At 41.9% G+C, this 16,361-nt stretch carries 15 protein-coding genes and 1 pseudogene; 14 read left to right on the forward strand and 2 right to left on the reverse strand.

Annotated features, from left to right (window positions below; all coding sequences use genetic code 11):
* From SST111_RS09315 to SST111_RS09380, 13 genes and pseudogenes are all read left to right on the forward strand, one after another.
* The coding region (locus SST111_RS09315; protein WP_257211863.1) for an MATE family efflux transporter at positions 1-328 on the forward strand (328 nt) is incomplete at its 5' end.
* Positions 329-547: 219 nt separating this feature from the next.
* Positions 548-1,393: pseudogene (locus SST111_RS09325) on the forward strand (MATE family efflux transporter); the annotation flags it as partial.
* A gap of 50 nt (positions 1,394-1,443) precedes the next feature.
* A complete protein-coding gene (locus SST111_RS09330; RefSeq protein WP_029177497.1) occupies positions 1,444-1,821 on the forward strand; it encodes a RidA family protein in 378 nt (125 codons plus the stop codon).
* A 21-nt stretch (positions 1,822-1,842) separates the two neighbouring features.
* The gene (gene rapZ / locus SST111_RS09335; protein WP_099810911.1) at positions 1,843-2,730 is read left to right on the forward strand and encodes an RNase adapter RapZ; all 888 of its coding nucleotides are present in this window, start codon (positions 1,843-1,845) and stop codon (positions 2,728-2,730) included.
* The gene (locus SST111_RS09340; protein WP_099810913.1) at positions 2,727-3,701 is read left to right on the forward strand and encodes a YvcK family protein; all 975 of its coding nucleotides are present in this window, start codon (positions 2,727-2,729) and stop codon (positions 3,699-3,701) included. Before rapZ ends, SST111_RS09340 begins: the two co-directional genes overlap by 4 nt.
* Positions 3,698-4,615, forward strand: coding sequence for a DNA-binding protein WhiA (gene whiA, locus SST111_RS09345; protein ID WP_099810915.1), 918 nt, complete (start codon positions 3,698-3,700; stop codon positions 4,613-4,615). Before SST111_RS09340 ends, whiA begins: the two co-directional genes overlap by 4 nt.
* A 412-nt stretch (positions 4,616-5,027) precedes the next feature.
* Positions 5,028-5,723 carry a Crp/Fnr family transcriptional regulator gene (locus SST111_RS09350; protein WP_024414617.1) on the forward strand — a complete coding sequence of 232 codons (696 nt, stop codon included), beginning with the start codon at positions 5,028-5,030 and terminating at the stop codon, positions 5,721-5,723.
* Between the two features lie 261 nt (positions 5,724-5,984).
* The gene (gene arcA, locus SST111_RS09355) at positions 5,985-7,214 is read left to right on the forward strand and encodes an arginine deiminase (protein ID WP_373560741.1); all 1,230 of its coding nucleotides are present in this window, start codon (positions 5,985-5,987) and stop codon (positions 7,212-7,214) included.
* On the forward strand, positions 7,214-7,654 hold the full coding sequence (locus SST111_RS09360; protein WP_099810917.1) for a GNAT family N-acetyltransferase: 441 nt from the start codon (positions 7,214-7,216) through the stop codon (positions 7,652-7,654). The genes arcA and SST111_RS09360 overlap by 1 nt, the downstream gene beginning before the upstream one ends.
* A gap of 18 nt (positions 7,655-7,672) precedes the next feature.
* Positions 7,673-8,686, forward strand: a complete 1,014-nt coding sequence (gene argF / locus SST111_RS09365; RefSeq protein WP_099810919.1) for an ornithine carbamoyltransferase — start codon at positions 7,673-7,675, stop codon at positions 8,684-8,686.
* Positions 8,687-8,999: 313 nt separating this feature from the next.
* Positions 9,000-9,947 carry a carbamate kinase gene (gene arcC, locus SST111_RS09370; protein ID WP_099810921.1) on the forward strand — a complete coding sequence of 316 codons (948 nt, stop codon included), beginning with the start codon at positions 9,000-9,002 and terminating at the stop codon, positions 9,945-9,947.
* Between the two features lie 490 nt (positions 9,948-10,437).
* Positions 10,438-11,943 carry a YfcC family protein gene (locus SST111_RS09375; RefSeq protein WP_024377165.1) on the forward strand — a complete coding sequence of 502 codons (1,506 nt, stop codon included), beginning with the start codon at positions 10,438-10,440 and terminating at the stop codon, positions 11,941-11,943.
* 115 nt (positions 11,944-12,058) lie between these two features.
* Positions 12,059-13,399 carry a dipeptidase gene (locus SST111_RS09380; RefSeq protein ID WP_099810923.1) on the forward strand — a complete coding sequence of 447 codons (1,341 nt, stop codon included), beginning with the start codon at positions 12,059-12,061 and terminating at the stop codon, positions 13,397-13,399.
* A gap of 325 nt (positions 13,400-13,724) precedes the next feature.
* Here the strand turns inward: SST111_RS09380 and SST111_RS09385 are convergent, their stop codons facing one another.
* On the reverse strand, positions 13,725-14,198 hold the full coding sequence (locus SST111_RS09385) for an arginine repressor (RefSeq protein ID WP_002941715.1): 474 nt from the start codon (positions 14,196-14,198) through the stop codon (positions 13,725-13,727).
* Between the two features lie 63 nt (positions 14,199-14,261).
* Positions 14,262-15,290 carry a tRNA preQ1(34) S-adenosylmethionine ribosyltransferase-isomerase QueA gene (queA, locus tag SST111_RS09390; RefSeq protein ID WP_099810925.1) on the reverse strand — a complete coding sequence of 343 codons (1,029 nt, stop codon included), beginning with the start codon at positions 15,288-15,290 and terminating at the stop codon, positions 14,262-14,264.
* Between the two features lie 347 nt (positions 15,291-15,637).
* Here queA and SST111_RS09395 point away from each other — a divergent pair, with 347 nt between their 5' ends.
* Positions 15,638-16,342 carry a glucosamine-6-phosphate deaminase gene (locus tag SST111_RS09395; protein WP_099810928.1) on the forward strand — a complete coding sequence of 235 codons (705 nt, stop codon included), beginning with the start codon at positions 15,638-15,640 and terminating at the stop codon, positions 16,340-16,342.
* Positions 16,343-16,361 lie beyond the last annotated feature (19 nt).

Consider the following 16,361-nt stretch of genomic DNA (forward strand, 5'->3'; position numbering starts at 1 on the left):
CTTTAGACGTCGCTGGAGAGAAACGGCTTATAGCCGGTGTACAAGCCACCCGTTTTCACGGGTGGTTATGACTACTCGGTCTATTGGCGCAGGAGATAGGGAATCTCTTACCTTTCATGTCCGTCAAGCCTTAGTGCTTTCAGTAGGTGTAGGTCTGCTATTTGGTTTACTATCCTTTATTTTCGGGCGGCAGATGCTAGTCTTAATGGGAGCAGAAATGGAGAGTTTGGCTGGCGCCCAGGCATTTTTTTACTGGGTTGGTGGTTTGACGATTTTACAAGCTCTGATGACCATTTTGGGAACAATCCTGCGGGCATCTGGGGAGTAGGAAAGAACTCGACTAGTTAAAAAAGAGTTCGTCTTCCCACCCCCGCACAGCTCAAACTGTCTGGGAGACAGTTTGAGGTTGGAGATGAAGCGAACTCTGTTCGCCTCAGTCGTAGAGGTCAGATTTGGAGTGTAAAACACGAACAAATCTGCCAATCAACCACTGCGCTGAGATGTTGAAACGAACTCTGAAAAGTGGTGCTAGGCTTTTTGCCCAACCCCTATGAAAATGAGCTTACTGACCAATGGTTTTAATGTGGTCTTGGACTATTTCTTGATTTTTGGTATTGGCTCTTGGTCAGGTTTGGGGATTGTAGGGACCGCCTTGGGAATCATCTTAGCTCGCCTGCTTGGTACTGTCTTGCTTTACCGAAAAGTACAGCAGACTGACTTGGCAGTTGATCTCAAACAATTGTTCCGCTTGGGAAGTCCTAAGGAAATGGTGGTTTTGACCCTACCTGCAGCAGCCGAACGCTTGGTTATGCGGTTGGGACAGGTGGTCTATTTCAGTTTGATTGTGGGGCTGGGGACGACTGTCTATGCTTCTCACATGATTGCAGGCAATATCGAGAGTTTTACCTATATGCCAGCCTATGGTCTTGCGACAGCGGCAGCGGTTTTGATCGGTCAAGCCTTGGGAAAGGAGGACATCCTCACAGTTAGACGAGTCGCATTTCTCAGCTCTGCCTATGGAGTAGCCACCATGTCCCTTCTGGGAATCGTCTTATTTTTCGGAGCTTCAAGTTTTGCTCTGCTATTTACCAAAGACCTAGAAGCCGTCCGTCAAGTCGTTACAGCCTTACGGATCGATGCTTTCAACCAGCCAGGCCTTGCGGTTTCTTTGATCATGGCTGGCGCACTGCAGGGCTTGGGGGATACCAAGTCGCCTCTCTACTCCACAGCGGTCGGGATGTGGGGGCTGCGCGTTTTAGGCGTTGTCGTCTTAGGTCAGATGTTCGGTTTAGGAATTGCTGGCGTCTGGCTGTCGATTTTGATTGACCTGCTCTTGCGAGCAATTTTTCTGACTTGGAGATTTCATGTAAAAACACGAAAACTAGCTGAATAGGCTAGTTTTTTTGGTATAATAGAAATAGAAGTATAGAAGGAGATAAAGAAATGAAAACGATTCATACAGATAAAGCACCTGCAGCAATTGGCCCATACGTTCAAGGGAAGGTTGTTGGAAATTTCCTCTTTGCCTCTGGTCAGGTTCCCTTGTCACCTGAAACGGGTGAAATTGTGGGAGAGACTATTCAAGAGCAGACTGAGCAAGTCTTGAAAAATATCGCAGCAATTTTAGAAGAAGCTGGGACAGACTTTGATCATGTGGTTAAGACTACATGTTTCCTCAAAGATATGAATGATTTTGTAGCCTTTAACGAAGTTTATAAAACAGCCTTTTCAGCGGATTTTCCAGCTCGCTCAGCGGTGGAAGTGGCGCGCTTGCCACGTGATGTTAAGGTTGAGATTGAAGTTATTGCAGTTATTGATTAGAAGAGAAAAGGAGGGAATGTCATGTCGGACAAACTCCATTTAGTAATTGTGACAGGGATGTCTGGAGCTGGTAAGACAGTAGCCATTCAGTCTTTTGAGGACTTGGGTTATTTTACCATTGATAATATGCCGCCGACTCTCTTGCCAAAGTTTTTAGAATTGATTCGCCACAGCCAGGATAACAATAAGATTGCTCTTGTTGTAGATATGCGGAGTCGCTCCTTCTTTTCGGAGATTCGAGAGGTGTTGGATGAGATTGAGGGGGCAGAGGATTTAGATTTTAAAGTCCTATTCTTGGATGCGACGGATAGTGAATTGGTTGCTCGCTATAAAGAAACTCGTCGTTCCCATCCTTTGGCGGCTGATGGTCGTGTTTTGGACGGGATTCAGCTAGAACGTGAACTTTTGGCCCCCTTGAAAAATATGAGCCAGAATGTCATTGACACGACAGAGCTGACTCCTCGTAATCTCCGTAAGGCAATCTCGGAGCAGTTTGCTAGTCAAGACAACCAGCCCTCCTTCCGTGTGGAAGTTATGTCATTTGGTTTCAAATATGGTCTGCCTCTGGATGCGGACTTGGTCTTTGATGTGCGTTTCTTGCCAAATCCTTATTATCAGAAAGAATTACGAAATCTGACTGGTCTGGATGCTCCCGTCTTTGACTATGTCATGGAGCATCAAGAATCGGAAGAGTTTTATAGTCATTTGCTCGGCTTGATTGAGCCAATTCTGCCAGGTTACCAGAAGGAAGGGAAGTCTGTCCTTACCATCGCTGTTGGTTGCACAGGCGGTCAACATAGAAGCGTAGCCTTTGCTAAACGCTTGGCAGATGATTTGGAGAAAAACTGGATTGTCAATCGTAGCCATCGCGATAAGGACAGACGGAAGGAGACGGTCAACCGCTCATGAGAAAACCAAAGATTACAGTTATCGGGGGCGGGACTGGTATTCCAGTTATTTTGAAGAGTTTGCGGGATAAGGATGTAGAGATTACCGCTATCGTGACGGTAGCTGATGACGGAGGATCTTCGGGGGAAATTCGTCAGGCTTTGCAGGTGACCCCTCCAGGTGATTTGCGTAATGTCCTTTTGGCTATGTCGGATATGCCCAAACTTTATGAACAAATTTTCCAGTATCGTTTTGCGGATTCAGATGGTCCCTTGGCTGGTCATCCGCTAGGGAATCTCATCATTGCTGGCATTTCAGAAATGCAGGGTTCAACCTACAATGCAATGAGGTTGTTGACGCGCTTTTTCCATACGACAGGGCGGATTTATCCATCTAGCGAACAGGCCTTGACCCTTCATGCTATTTTTACAGATGGGACCGAGGTAGCAGGTGAGAGCAAGATTTCCAAGCATAATGGGATGATTGATCATGTCTATGTGACAAATTCTTATAACGATGATGAACCGAAAGCCAGTCGCCAAGTAGTTGAAACGATTATGGAAAGTGACATGATTGTACTTGGACCGGGTTCTCTTTTTACCTCAATCTTGCCGAATCTGATGATTTCTGACATTGGCAAAGCCCTAAAAGAAACCAAGGCTGAAGTGACCTATGTGTGCAACATTATGACCCAACGGGGAGAGACTGAGTTTTTCTCAGATGCCGACCATGTGGCAGTTCTCAATACCCACCTAGCTGAACAATTTATTGATACAGTTTTGGTCAATATTGAGCCAGTTCCACAAGAGTATATGAATAGCAATCAGTTTGATGAATACTTGGTACAGGTAAAACACGATTTTGCAGGTTTGCAAAAACAAGCTAATCGTGTGATTTCTTCGAATTTTCTTCGTTTGGAAAATGGCGGGGCTTTCCATGATGGTGACTTGGTGGTAGAAGAGTTGCTCAAGATTTTGCAGGTGCGGTCATGAGTTTTACAGTACAAGTAAAGGAAGAATTGCTGCTTCAGTCTAGCCAAAATAAGAGCGAGCTATCTGCTATTATCAAATTATCAGGGAGTTTGGGCTTAGCTTCATCAGGCTTGACTCTTTCTATCAGCACGGAAAATGCAAAGATTGCCCGTCACATTTATGAACTGTTACTTCGTTTCTATCAGATTAAGGCTGAGATTCGCCATCATCAAAAAACTAATCTCAAAAAGAATCGTGTGTATGCAGTTTTGATAGAAGACGGCGTGAATGAGATATTGAACGATTTGCATTTGGCTGATAGTTTCTTTGGATTAGAGACGGGGATTTCTCCCTTGGTTTTGGAAAATGATTCATGGAGTCAAGCCTATCTTCGTGGAGCATTTTTAGCGGCAGGCTCTGTTAAAGATCCTGAAAAAGGAAAATACCAGCTTGAAATAGCTTCTGTCTATAGTGACCATGCCAATGACCTGGCCAATCTGATGCAGAAATTTCTTTTGGATGCCAAAGTCATTGAGCGAAGTAAGGGAACCATTACCTATCTGCAACGTGCAGAGGACATTATGGATTTTCTTTTGGTGATTGGAGCAGAAGAGGCAAAGACAGAATTTGAGAATGTTAAATTGCTTCGTGAGGCTCGCAATGATCTAAATCGAGCTACCAATGCGGAAGCTGCTAATATTGCAAAGACGGTCAATGCTAGTATGAAAACAATTAATAATATTATCAAAATTATGGATACTATCGGTCTAGATCAGTTGTCAGGTGACTTGCAGGAGATTGCCCAGTTGCGAATTCAGCATCCAGACTATTCCATTCAGCAATTGGCGGATAGTCTAACGGTACCGATCACTAAAAGTGGTGTCAACCATCGTTTGCGGAAAATCAATAAGATTGCGGATGAATTGACTGACTAGATAGGTATACATAGAATGTTATAGTCATTTGAATTAACTTTGATACCTCGTCACTCTCGGCTTGCCGTACTCTAGTATTGCTTGCACCTCAGTTCCTTGTCTGAAAGTTAATTCATTCGACGATACTAAGACTGGTTCGAGAGGACCAGTTTTTTGTATTAGCTGTGATATAGTAGAGTGAATTAGAAACAGGATATATCTAAGTTTGTCAATTTGAGAACTCTAAAGTTATTTTAGGAGTGGGTTATTAACACTATAACTCAAAACTGTCCTTTTCCTAATTCAAACTACTATAGTATTCCTCTTCACAGGAATGACCCTGTTTTATGAACATTTTTCAGTAATGATTAGCATATAACATTAATATATGTTAAAATAGATAGAAGGATACTTTAGCTAGAAAGGAGTTTTGATGATAAGCAACGAACAATATGATTATCTAAGGGCACATCCAACTTTTGAACGTTTGACACGTGATAGCTTTGATCAATTAGCTAAGCATATTCGTTTTCGAAAGATTCCTAAGGGACAAATCTTTTTTTACGCAGAGGATCCTAGAGATTATCTATTTGTATTGTATAAGGGCTATGCTCGGATTGAGCAATATGATGAGACGGATAGTTTTACGTATTTGGACTATATTCGGCAGGGCGGTGCTTTTCCTTTTGGAGATATGTTTCAGGATAAACCTTATCATTATACCGCCATTGCCATAACGGACCTAGAGTATTTTATTGTACCGATGGTCTTGTTTGAAACCTTGTCGAAGATAAATCCGAGTCAAATGACTTATATCTGTCAAAAATTATCTAAAGTGCTTCGTTTTCAAGAATTGCGCTTGCGAAATGCGATGCGTTCCAAGGCATCAGATCGAGTCGTCCAAGCCTTGGCTCTTCTTTATTGGGATATGTGCCAGCGCGATCAGTTTGCTACCTTGCCATTTGAAATTCATATTCAAGAGATTTCGCGTTTAGCAGCTACGACACGGGAAACGGTTAGCCATGTTTTGAAGCAACTGAAACAGGATGGTAAAATTGCTTATAGTCATAAACAGTTAACTTATTTAGATATTGATTATTTCTTAGAAAATTTGACAGAAACTCATTGAAGTTTCTGTTTTTTTATAAAAAAATAAAAATTCATATAATGATATTACAGAAAGAATTATGCAGAATATAGGCGATATAATCGATAATTATTTATAAATAAGGTTAAAAATGTGAAGAATTTCTCAAAATGAATGAGAGCGTTTTCAAGTTTTTGTTTTTTTCCTCTGTTAAACTATGGATGTAAAGAGGAAATGAGAGGCAGGAAAGCGTACGGTCCTCCTCGTTTCCCATCATGTATAAATCTACAAGGAGGACAGATCATGTCAAACCATCCAATTCATGTCTTTTCAGAAATTGGTAAGCTGAAAAAAGTTATGTTACACAGACCAGGTAAGGAAATTGAAAACCTTATGCCTGACTATCTAGAACGCCTACTCTTCGATGATATTCCATTCTTAGAAGATGCACAGAAAGAGCATGATGCTTTTGCTCAAGCTCTTCGTGATGAAGGTGTCGAAGTACTCTACTTGGAAAAATTAGCTGCTGAGTCACTTGTTACACCTGAAATTCGTGAGCAATTTATTGATGAATACCTTGAAGAAGCAAATATTCGTGGTCGTGCTACTAAGAAAGCCATCCGCAAACTGTTGCTAGCTATTGAAGACAACAAAGAGTTGGTAGAGAAAACGATGGCGGGTGTTCAGAAAGCTGAGTTACCGGAAGTCCCTGCTGAAGAAAAAGGTTTGACAGACTTGGTCGAATCATCCTACCCATTTGCAATTGACCCAATGCCAAACCTTTACTTCACTCGGGATCCATTTGCGACTATCGGTAATGCAGTTTCTCTTAACCACATGTATTCAGAAACACGGAACCGTGAAACTTTGTATGGTAAATATATCTTCACTCATCACCCAGAATATGGTGGAAAAGTTCCATTGGTTTACAATCGTGAAGAAACTACTCGTATCGAGGGTGGGGACGAATTGGTTCTTTCAAAAGATGTTTTGGCAGTAGGTATTTCACAACGTACCGATGCTGCTTCTATTGAAAAACTTCTGGTCAATATCTTTAAACAAAATGTTGGTTTCAAGAAAGTATTGGCCTTTGAATTTGCTAACAACCGTAAATTCATGCACTTGGATACTGTCTTTACCATGGTTGACTATGATAAGTTTACTATCCACCCAGAAATTGAAGGTGACCTTCGCGTCTTCTCTGTAACCTATGAAAATGATACGCTTCATATTGAAGAAGAACATGGTGACTTGGCAGAACTTTTGGCTGCGAACCTTGGTCTTGAAAAAGTAGAATTGATCCGTTGTGGTGGCGGTGATATGGTTGCTGCTGGTCGTGAGCAATGGAATGATGGTTCAAATACATTGACCATTGCACCAGGTGTGGTAGTTGTTTACAAACGCAATACGATTACCAATGCAATCCTCGAGTCCAAAGGGCTTCGTTTGATTAAGATTGGCGGAAGCGAATTGGTTCGCGGTCGTGGTGGACCTCGTTGTATGTCAATGCCGTTTGAACGGGAAGACATCTAATGCCAAGTATAGAACGAACAACTATCGGTTCGGAAGAATGGCAACGCGCAGCCTCTATCTATGTCCGCTATAAGGTATTTGTTCTTGAGCGTGGCATTGCAAAGGAAGATGAATTTGACCAGAATGATACTGAAGGAAGAGTTTACGCCAATCTCTTTATTGGTGAGGAGCCTGTTTCAACGGGACGTTTTCTTCCTGTCGGTCCTGGTCAAGCTCGTCTAACCCGAATAGCCACTCTACCGAATTTTCGTGGAAAAGGCTATGGAAAAATGATTATCAGCTCTTTGGAAGCTTATGCACAAGAAACAGGCTTTCATCAGTTGGATATACATTCGGAGTTAACTGCAAAGACTTTTTATGAGTCAGTCGGCTACCAAGCAACTTCTGAAGTTTATCAAGAAGATGGAGAATGGTGCCAGACATTGACAAAATTTATTTAAACATTAGGAGAAGAGACAATGACAAACATTTTTAAAGGCAGACATTTCCTTGCAGAGAAAGATTTCACACGCGCAGAATTGGAATGGTTGATTGATTTCTCAGCTCATTTGAAAGATTTGAAAAAACGCAATATTCCACACCGTTATTTGGAAGGTAAAAATATTGCTCTCTTGTTTGAAAAAACATCAACACGTACTCGTGCTGCCTTCACAGTAGCATCAATTGACCTTGGTGCCCATCCAGAATATCTTGGTGCAAATGACATCCAACTTGGTAAGAAAGAATCTACAGAAGATACTGCTAAAGTTTTGGGACGTATGTTCGACGGTATTGAATTCCGTGGTTTCAGTCAAAAAATGGTGGAAGAATTGGCAGAATTCTCTGGTGTGCCAGTATGGAATGGTTTGACAGATGCATGGCACCCAACTCAAATGTTGGCGGACTACTTGACTGTTAAAGAAAACTTTGGCAAGTTGGAAGGCTTGACTCTGGTTTACTGTGGTGATGGCCGGAACAACGTTGCTAACTCACTTTTGGTAACAGGCGCTATCCTTGGTGTCAATGTTCATATCTTCTCTCCAAAAGAACTCTTCCCAGATGAAACTGTTGTGGCATTGGCAGAAGGCTTTGCCAAAGAAAGTGGCGCGCGTGTTCTTATCACTGACAATGCTGACGAAGCAGTCAAAGGCGCGGATGTCCTTTATACAGACGTTTGGGTATCAATGGGTGAGGAAGACAAATTCGCAGAACGCGTTGCCCTCTTGAAACCATACCAAGTGAATATGGAATTGGTGAAAAAAGCAGAAAATGAAAATCTCATCTTCTTGCACTGCTTGCCTGCCTTCCATGATACAAACACTGTTTATGGTAAAGATGTCGCTGAAAAATTCGGTGTAGAAGAAATGGAAGTAACAGACGAAGTATTCCGTAGCAAATATGCTCGTCACTTCGACCAAGCTGAAAACCGTATGCACACTATTAAGGCAGTGATGGCGGCTACTTTAGGGGATCCATTTGTTCCACGTGTGTAATACTCTTCGAAAATCAAACTCATACGTTGTTGACTCGATTTGATGACTGAAAAGCTCCAGTGGAGTTTTTCAGCCTGTTCCATTGAAGTATGAAAGGAACGGAGTTCTATCTTCATATGTGAAGCGAACTTCGCTCGCTCTATTTCCAACCTCCAAAGGTTCCCCGAACCTTTGAAGCAAGTCTGATTTTGATTTTCATTGAGTATATTCTCTAGTCATCGCAACCTCCGGGGGCTGGCACCCAGCCCCCTTATTTTGAGGATGGATGTGTAAGCGGTTACTATTTCGCGAAAGTGAGGAAAAAGCAAGAGATATGGCAAATCGTAAAATTGTAGTAGCCTTGGGTGGCAATGCCATTTTATCGTCCGACCCATCGGCTAAAGCACAAAAAGAGGCCTTGGTACAAACAGCCAAGCACCTTGTAAAATTGATAAAAAATGGGGATGACCTTATTATCACGCATGGTAATGGTCCTCAGGTTGGAAACTTACTTCTTCAAAACCTTGCTGCTGATTCGGAAAAGAACCCAGCTTTTCCACTAGACAGTTTGGTAGCCATGACAGAAGGTTCGATTGGTTTCTGGTTGCAAAATGCCTTGGAAAATGAATTGGCTAAGGAAGGCATTGAAAAAGATGTAGCATCTGTTGTGACCCAGGTTATCGTGGATAAGAATGATCCCGCCTTCGAAAATTTGACCAAGCCGATTGGACCATTCTATACAGAAGAAGAAGCGAAAGCAGAAGCAGAAAAGACTGGTGCAACCTTCAAAGAAGATGCCGGTCGTGGCTGGCGCAAAGTCGTTGCTTCGCCAAAACCTGTAGGAATCAAAGAAATAGGTACCATTCGTACCCTTCTCAATGCAGGTGAGGTAGTCGTAGCTGCTGGAGGCGGAGGTATTCCAGTTGTCCAAGAAGCAGATGGCACCCTGACCGGTGTGGAAGCAGTTATCGATAAGGACTTTGCTTCTCAATGTTTGGCAGAATTGGTTGACGCAGACTTGTTTATCGTCTTGACTGGTGTAGACTATGTCTTTGTTAACTACAACAAACCAGACCAAGAAAAATTAGAAACAGTTACCGTAGCTGAATTGGAAGAATATATCAAACAAAATCAATTCGCACCAGGTTCCATGCTACCGAAAGTTGAAGCAGCTATTGCTTTTGTAAGCAATAAGCCGCAATCAAAAGCAGTCATTACCTCATTAGAAAACTTAGGCGCTTTGATTGAATCCGATAGCGGCACTATCATTGTCAAAGGCTAAGCAGCTGTATGTATCGTTGAGGCTTCTATTTATTGATGTACTCTGCATGCAAATATAGTTTTTAAACTAGACGGGTTATTTATTGATGGAGTTAGGGGAGTGGAAGTGTTGATAGTCCTACAAGGGTTCCCTTTAATCTAAACATGAAGGTCTGGGCTTTCTAAGCTCCCTCCCCTCTCATCCATTTCCTATCAAGTATCTATCTATAAGCAATGATTTCAGATAATAGACTGAAGGAGATAGACATCTCTTGAAGATAGGTGGATATTTGATACGGTTATTACGGATACAATTTCCCTTAAATAGGGGATTTAGAACCTGTATTCCCAGTTCAGGACTTTCATCTAAGACTAGTTGTTGAGCTATTCATCGTTAGTTTTTCAGTATTTCTTTAAAAACTACCTTGATGAGCGAAAAACTATTTCTTATATAAAGTACTTTACTTGTCAATCCAGGTTGCGCTCAAAAAATATTATAGGAGGTTTTTGCGATGAGCGAAAAAGTGAAAAAAGGCTTTAAAATGCCTTCATCGTATTCTATTTTGATGCTCATTATTGCCTTTATGGCAGTGATGACATGGGTTATTCCAGCAGGTCAGTATGAAAAAGACGAAGCTGGAAAATTTATCACAGGCACCTATCAAGCAGTGGCTCAAAATCCGCAGGGAATTTGGGATATTCTGATGGCACCTGTCCGTGCTATGTTGGGTCATGGCGACACTAGTAAGGCTATTGACGTTGCCTTCTTTATTCTGATGGTTGGTTCTTTCTTAGGCGTGGTCAATGAAACTGGTGCGCTTGATGTGGGGATTGCCTCCATTGTGAAACGCTTCAAGGGTCGCGAGAAAATGCTGATTTACATTCTCATGCCTTTGTTTGCCTTGGGCGGTTCTACCTACGGTATGGGTGAGGAAACCATGGCTTTCTTCCCACTCCTAGTTCCTGTTATGATGGCAGTTGGTTTTGATAGTATTACAGGTGTTGCTATTATCTTGTTGGGTTCTCAAATCGGCTGTTTGGCTTCGACTGTAAACCCATTTGCGACAGGTGTGGCTTCGGATGCAGCAGGGGTTTCCTTGGCAGATGGTATGATATGGCGGATTATCTTCTTTATCGTTATTTTGGGTCTGGGTGTGTGGTTCGTTGCTAACTATGCTGAAAAAGTGAAAAACGACCCAACTAAATCCCTCGTTTACAAACAACGTGAAGCAGATATGGCTCACTTTAATGTCAACACATCAAGTGAAGAAGTCAATGCTGTCTTGACACCTGCTCAAAAACGTGTCCTTTGGGTCTTCGTATTGACTTTTGTAGTCATGATTTGTAGCTTTATTCCTTGGGAAGACTTGGGTGTTTCTGTCTTTGCAGATTTTAACACCTGGTTACTTGGCTTGCCAGGAATCGGTCAGGTGATTGGTAGTTCAGCCTATCCATTTGGCTGGTGGTATTTCCCTGAAGGAGCTATGCTCTTTGCCTTTGCTGGTGTCTTGGTCGGTATTGTCTATGGCATGGATGAAGCACGTCTGGTAAAAGCCTTTATGAATGGTGCGGCAGACTTGCTCAGTGTTGCCCTTATCTGTGCGGTGGCGCGTGGTATTCAAGTCATCATGAATGACGGTATGATTACAGCGACTATTCTGCATTGGGGTGAAGTTGGCTTGCAAGGTCTGTCTTCACAAGTCTTCATCATCTTGACCTATCTCTTCTACCTGCCAATGTCCTTCTTGATTCCATCCACATCTGGTCTTGCAGGGGCATCTATGGGTATCATGGCACCTCTTGGAGAATTTGTTAATGTGCCAGCACACTTGATTATCACAGCCTTCCAAGCAGCTTCAGGTGTACTTAACTTGGTTGCACCAACCTCAGGTATTGTAATGGGTGCCTTGGCTTTAGGTCGTGTTGAAATCGGAACTTGGTATAAATTTGTAGGTAAATTGATTGCAGCTATTGTACTTGCATCAATTGCTATTCTTGTCATTGCGACATTCTTCTAATCGAAATTCTGGGTCAGATTTTATCATGAATACAGATAAATTTGGCTCAGTTTTTCCATTTGTGATAGAATGAAAACAGAAAGAACTATATTTTAATCTGTTGAAAGGAGAAACAATGGAAACAAGTTTTATTCAAGCACAGCATCAAGAGGCTTGTGTAGAGGCGATTAAGGAACTGGTAGCTTTTCCGTCTGTCCTGCATGAAGGTCAAAACCAAACGCCATTTGGCCAAGCGATTCAGGATGTTCTGGAGCACACGTTGGCTTTGACGGAAAAAATGGGTTTTAAAACTTATTTAGACCCTGCTGGTTATTACGGCTATGCTGAAATTGGGCAAGGCGAAGAATTATTAGCAATCCTTTGCCACTTAGATGTGGTACCTGCTGGTGATCTTAGTCAATGGCAGACGCCGCCTTTTGAGGCTGTGGTAGAGGGAGATTACATTATTGGACGCGGAGTTCAGGATGATAAAGGTCCTTCGATGGCGGCCTTATTTGCAGTAAAAGCACTTCTTGATGCGGGAGTCCAATTTAACAAACGGATTCGTTTCATTTTTGGAACAGATGAAGAGACCTTATGGCGGTGTATGAACCGCTACAATCAGTTGGAAGAAGTGGCAACTATGGGCTTTGCACCAGATTCTTCCTTCCCTTTGACTTATGCTGAAAAAGGATTGCTACAGGCCAAATTGCATGGTCCAGGTCACCCTTGTCTGAGTATCGAAGCGGGAACTGCCTATAACGTAGTACCTGCCAAGGCAAGCTATTCTGGTCATTTATTAGCAGGAGTTATTGCGGAATTAGATCAATTAGGCTTTGATTATGAAACCAAAGATGATCAAGTAACGGTTCTTGGTATTTCGCGGCACGCCAAGGATGCTGCTGAGGGGGTCAATGCCATTGTTCGTTTGGCAAAGGCTTTGGAACATTTCGAAAATCATCCAGCCTTGGACTTTATCGTCAATGCAGTTGGTGAAGATGCCACAGGATTTAAGCTTTTTGGTGATGTGACCGATGAACCATCAGGGACACTCAGTTTCAATATTGCAGGCCTAACCATTAGCGCAAAAAAATCAGAAATTCGCTTGGACATTCGTATTCCTGTCACTGCGGATAAGGAAGCCCTAGTTTCTACTTTACAAGCCAAAGCGCAATCATGTGGTTTGACCTATGAAGAGTACGACTACCTTGCTTCCTTGTATGTGCCATTAGACAGTCAGCTGGTATCTACGCTCATGTCTGTTTATCAAGATAAGACAGGAGATTTGACAAGCGAGCCAATCTCGTCAGGTGGGGCTACCTTTGCTCGTACCATGCCAAACTGTGTGGCCTTTGGTGCATGTTTCCCAGATACAGAACAAACTGAGCATCAGGAAAATGAACGCATGCCATTAGAAGACTTATATAAAACAATGGATATTTATGCTGAGGCAGTCTATCGCCTAGCTGCGGAATAGCCATTATCAGTATTGAATAGTAAATTACAGTTTAAAAGCTCTTAGTGAAATATCTAAGAGCTTTTCTTATGAAGAATAACATTGAAAGATGAGATAGAAATGTGTCACTGTTTACAAGAAGTGTACAAAAATATATGAAAGTGTGACTTATTATATGCTGTTTTAGAAATAGACCCCATCTGCATATAGAATAAGTCAAATTAGACTATTCTACAATAAAACGCGTACATGTTATATTTTCGTTTATGAGTATAAAGGGAAGTTATTGATATTTATTTGAAAAATTATCTTTAAAATTAAGTATGTTATTTGTGAACAAAAATTTTTATAATTTACTAAAGAAAAATGGTGGAGTAAACTGTTTCAAGTGCTCGAAGCAAGCTTGTGCCCCCTCTACATCTTCACAAATGATGAGACAGACATCGTCACCGCAGACGGTCGCTACAATTTGAGGAATCTCCATGGCATCCAAAATAGAACCGAATGAGTTGGCCAATCCAGGTAGGGTCTTGAGCACCACTTGATGTTGGATAGGTTTTAGCATGACCAAAGCATCTTCCATATAGAGTCGCAGTCGTTTTTCCCAGCGAGTAGGAGCAATGGGGTTGATGACATAGTGAGAAGAATCATCTTCGTTGACTTTGACAAGATTGAGCATCTTGATGTCACGGGAGAGGGTAGATTGGGTGACGGAGACTCCGTTGACCTCTAGTAATTCTTGCAATTCCTGCTGGGTGTGTATTTTCTTCTCCATGATTAGAGACAGGATCAGCTGATGGCGACTTTCAATCTTATTCATAGGGCCCTCCTTGAGATGTAAGGAAAATAAAATCTGAACTCAGAATAATTTGGTGATAACAGCCTATTGAATAAACATTGCATCCCCAAAACTAAAGAAGCGGTAGCGTTCTTCAACAGCATGTTTATAGGCATCTAAGGTAAATTCTCTACCTGCAAAGGCAGAAACTAGCATAACCAAAGTAGATTTTGGTAGGTGGAAATTGGTTGAGAAGGCATCAACGATTCGGAAGGTGTAGCCAGGTTTGATGAAGATATTTGTCCAACCAGAATCAGCTTCCAAACGGCCATCAAATTTATTACCGATGGTTTCGAGGGTGCGGATGGATGTTGTGCCGACTGCGACGATACGGCCACCGCTATCTTTGACCTGATTGAGGGTTTGAGCAGCTTCTGCTGATAGATTATAGAATTCCGAATGCATTTCATGCTCATCAACGTTATCAACAGAGACTGGTCGGAAGGTCCCAAGCCCAACGTGAAGAGTCAAATAGACTAGTTTCACTCCTTTAGCTTCGATTTTTTCGAGTAATTCTTGGGTGAAATGTAGTCCAGCAGTTGGGGCTGCGGCAGAACCGTTTTCCTTGGCATAAACTGTTTGATAGCGTTCACGGTCTTCTAATTTTTCATGAATGTAAGGTGGAAGTGGCATTTCGCCTAGACTTTCCAATACTTCAAGGAAGATACCTTCATAGGAGAATTCAACAATTCTTCCACCGTGTTCTAATTTCTCTACGATAGTAGCAGTTAATCGTCCGTCACCAAAAGCGACTGTGGTACCGACCTTCAGACGTTTTGCTGGTTTGGCAAGAACTTCCCACTGATCACCTTGGGTATTTTTCAAAAGCAAAAGCTCAACATGTCCCATAGTTTCAGGCTTGTAGCCATAGAGACGGGCAGGCAGAACACGTGTATTGTTCATGACCAGGGCATCACCGGGATTCAGCTGGTCGATGATATGGTCAAAGTGACTGTCAACCATGCTCCGTTTTTCGCGGTCGAGGATCAATAGTTTAGAGCTGTCGCGCTTTTCAAGGGGAACTTGAGCGATAAGCTCTTCGGGTAAATCAAAATCAAAATCTGCAGTATTCATATTCACTCCTTAGACTAAAATAAAATATAGGTAAAATAAATCAATAGGGCAAATGGCAAAGCCACCAATAGACTACCAATCAGGTAGAAAATAAACTTTAGGACCTTTGATTTAGAAATAAAATAGCCAGTAAGGCAGAACAGAATACCAATAAAAAATAAGTAAAAAAGCACATCTGTCATAAATGTATTATATCATAGTTAGACACTTAAGTCTTGATGGATGGGAAGAGAATTAAAATTATTCGTGCTGATGTAATACTCTATAAGTATAAATTCTTGACAAAAATTGGTCTATACCATATAATAAAGAAAAACAATAAATGGTATAGACCAAAGAGGTGTGTTATGAAAATTCATGTAGTAAACAATCAAGTTGAAGGAGCAACTGTAGCATTAGACATTTTGAGAGAAAAATTGAACGGAGGTGCCAAGGTATTAGGTTTGGCAACAGGCTCCAGTCCGTTAGAATTTTACAGATTGATTCGTGAGTCGGATTTAGACTTTTCAGATGTGACATCTGTAAACTTGGATGAGTATGTTGGTTTAGGTGAGGAGAGCGACCAATCCTATATTCATTTTATGAAGGAAAATCTTTTCAATGCCAAACCGTTTAAACAATCTTATTTACCGAATGGTTTGGCGACAGATGTAGTTGCTGAAACAGAACATTACAATAAAATTTTAGCTGAACATCCAATTGATTTCCAAATTTTGGGTATCGGTCGCAACGGGCATATCGGTTTCAACGAACCAGGTGCTCCATTTGATGGTCAGACCCATCTGGTTGAATTGGCGCCATCAACCATTGAAGCCAATGCACGCTTCTTTGACAATCCAGAAGATGTACCAAAACGAGCTATCTCCATGGGCATCGCCAACATTATGGCAGCCAAGACCATTGTTCTCATGGCCTATGGTCAGGAAAAAGCTGACGCTATTAAGGCGACTGTGGAAGGGGCAGTGACAGAAGATGTCCCAGCAAGCGTCCTCCAAAACCACGACAATGTCATCCTTATCCTCGACCAAGCGGCAGCAAGTAAATTAGCATAATAAACAAAACCGACTACCA

It is taken from the genome of Streptococcus suis YS161, assembly GCF_002760245.1.
Classification (GTDB): Bacteria; Bacillota; Bacilli; order Lactobacillales; family Streptococcaceae; genus Streptococcus; species Streptococcus suis_I.

Coding starts and splice junctions, on each gene's coding strand:
- SST111_RS09340 (WP_099810913.1), top strand. CDS start 2,727: ATGAGAAAACCAAAGATTACAGTTATCGGGGGCGGGACTGGTATTCCA.
- arcA (WP_373560741.1), top strand. CDS start 5,985: ATGTCAAACCATCCAATTCATGTCTTTTCAGAAATTGGTAAGCTGAAA.
- SST111_RS09380 (WP_099810923.1), top strand. CDS start 12,059: ATGGAAACAAGTTTTATTCAAGCACAGCATCAAGAGGCTTGTGTAGAG.
- SST111_RS09330 (WP_029177497.1), top strand. CDS start 1,444: ATGAAAACGATTCATACAGATAAAGCACCTGCAGCAATTGGCCCATAC.
- queA (WP_099810925.1), bottom strand. CDS start 15,290: ATGAATACTGCAGATTTTGATTTTGATTTACCCGAAGAGCTTATCGCT.
- SST111_RS09360 (WP_099810917.1), top strand. CDS start 7,214: ATGCCAAGTATAGAACGAACAACTATCGGTTCGGAAGAATGGCAACGC.
- SST111_RS09350 (WP_024414617.1), top strand. CDS start 5,028: ATGATAAGCAACGAACAATATGATTATCTAAGGGCACATCCAACTTTT.
- SST111_RS09395 (WP_099810928.1), top strand. CDS start 15,638: ATGAAAATTCATGTAGTAAACAATCAAGTTGAAGGAGCAACTGTAGCA.
- SST111_RS09385 (WP_002941715.1), bottom strand. CDS start 14,198: ATGAATAAGATTGAAAGTCGCCATCAGCTGATCCTGTCTCTAATCATG.
- whiA (WP_099810915.1), top strand. CDS start 3,698: ATGAGTTTTACAGTACAAGTAAAGGAAGAATTGCTGCTTCAGTCTAGC.
- arcC (WP_099810921.1), top strand. CDS start 9,000: ATGGCAAATCGTAAAATTGTAGTAGCCTTGGGTGGCAATGCCATTTTA.
- rapZ (WP_099810911.1), top strand. CDS start 1,843: ATGTCGGACAAACTCCATTTAGTAATTGTGACAGGGATGTCTGGAGCT.
- SST111_RS09375 (WP_024377165.1), top strand. CDS start 10,438: ATGAGCGAAAAAGTGAAAAAAGGCTTTAAAATGCCTTCATCGTATTCT.
- argF (WP_099810919.1), top strand. CDS start 7,673: ATGACAAACATTTTTAAAGGCAGACATTTCCTTGCAGAGAAAGATTTC.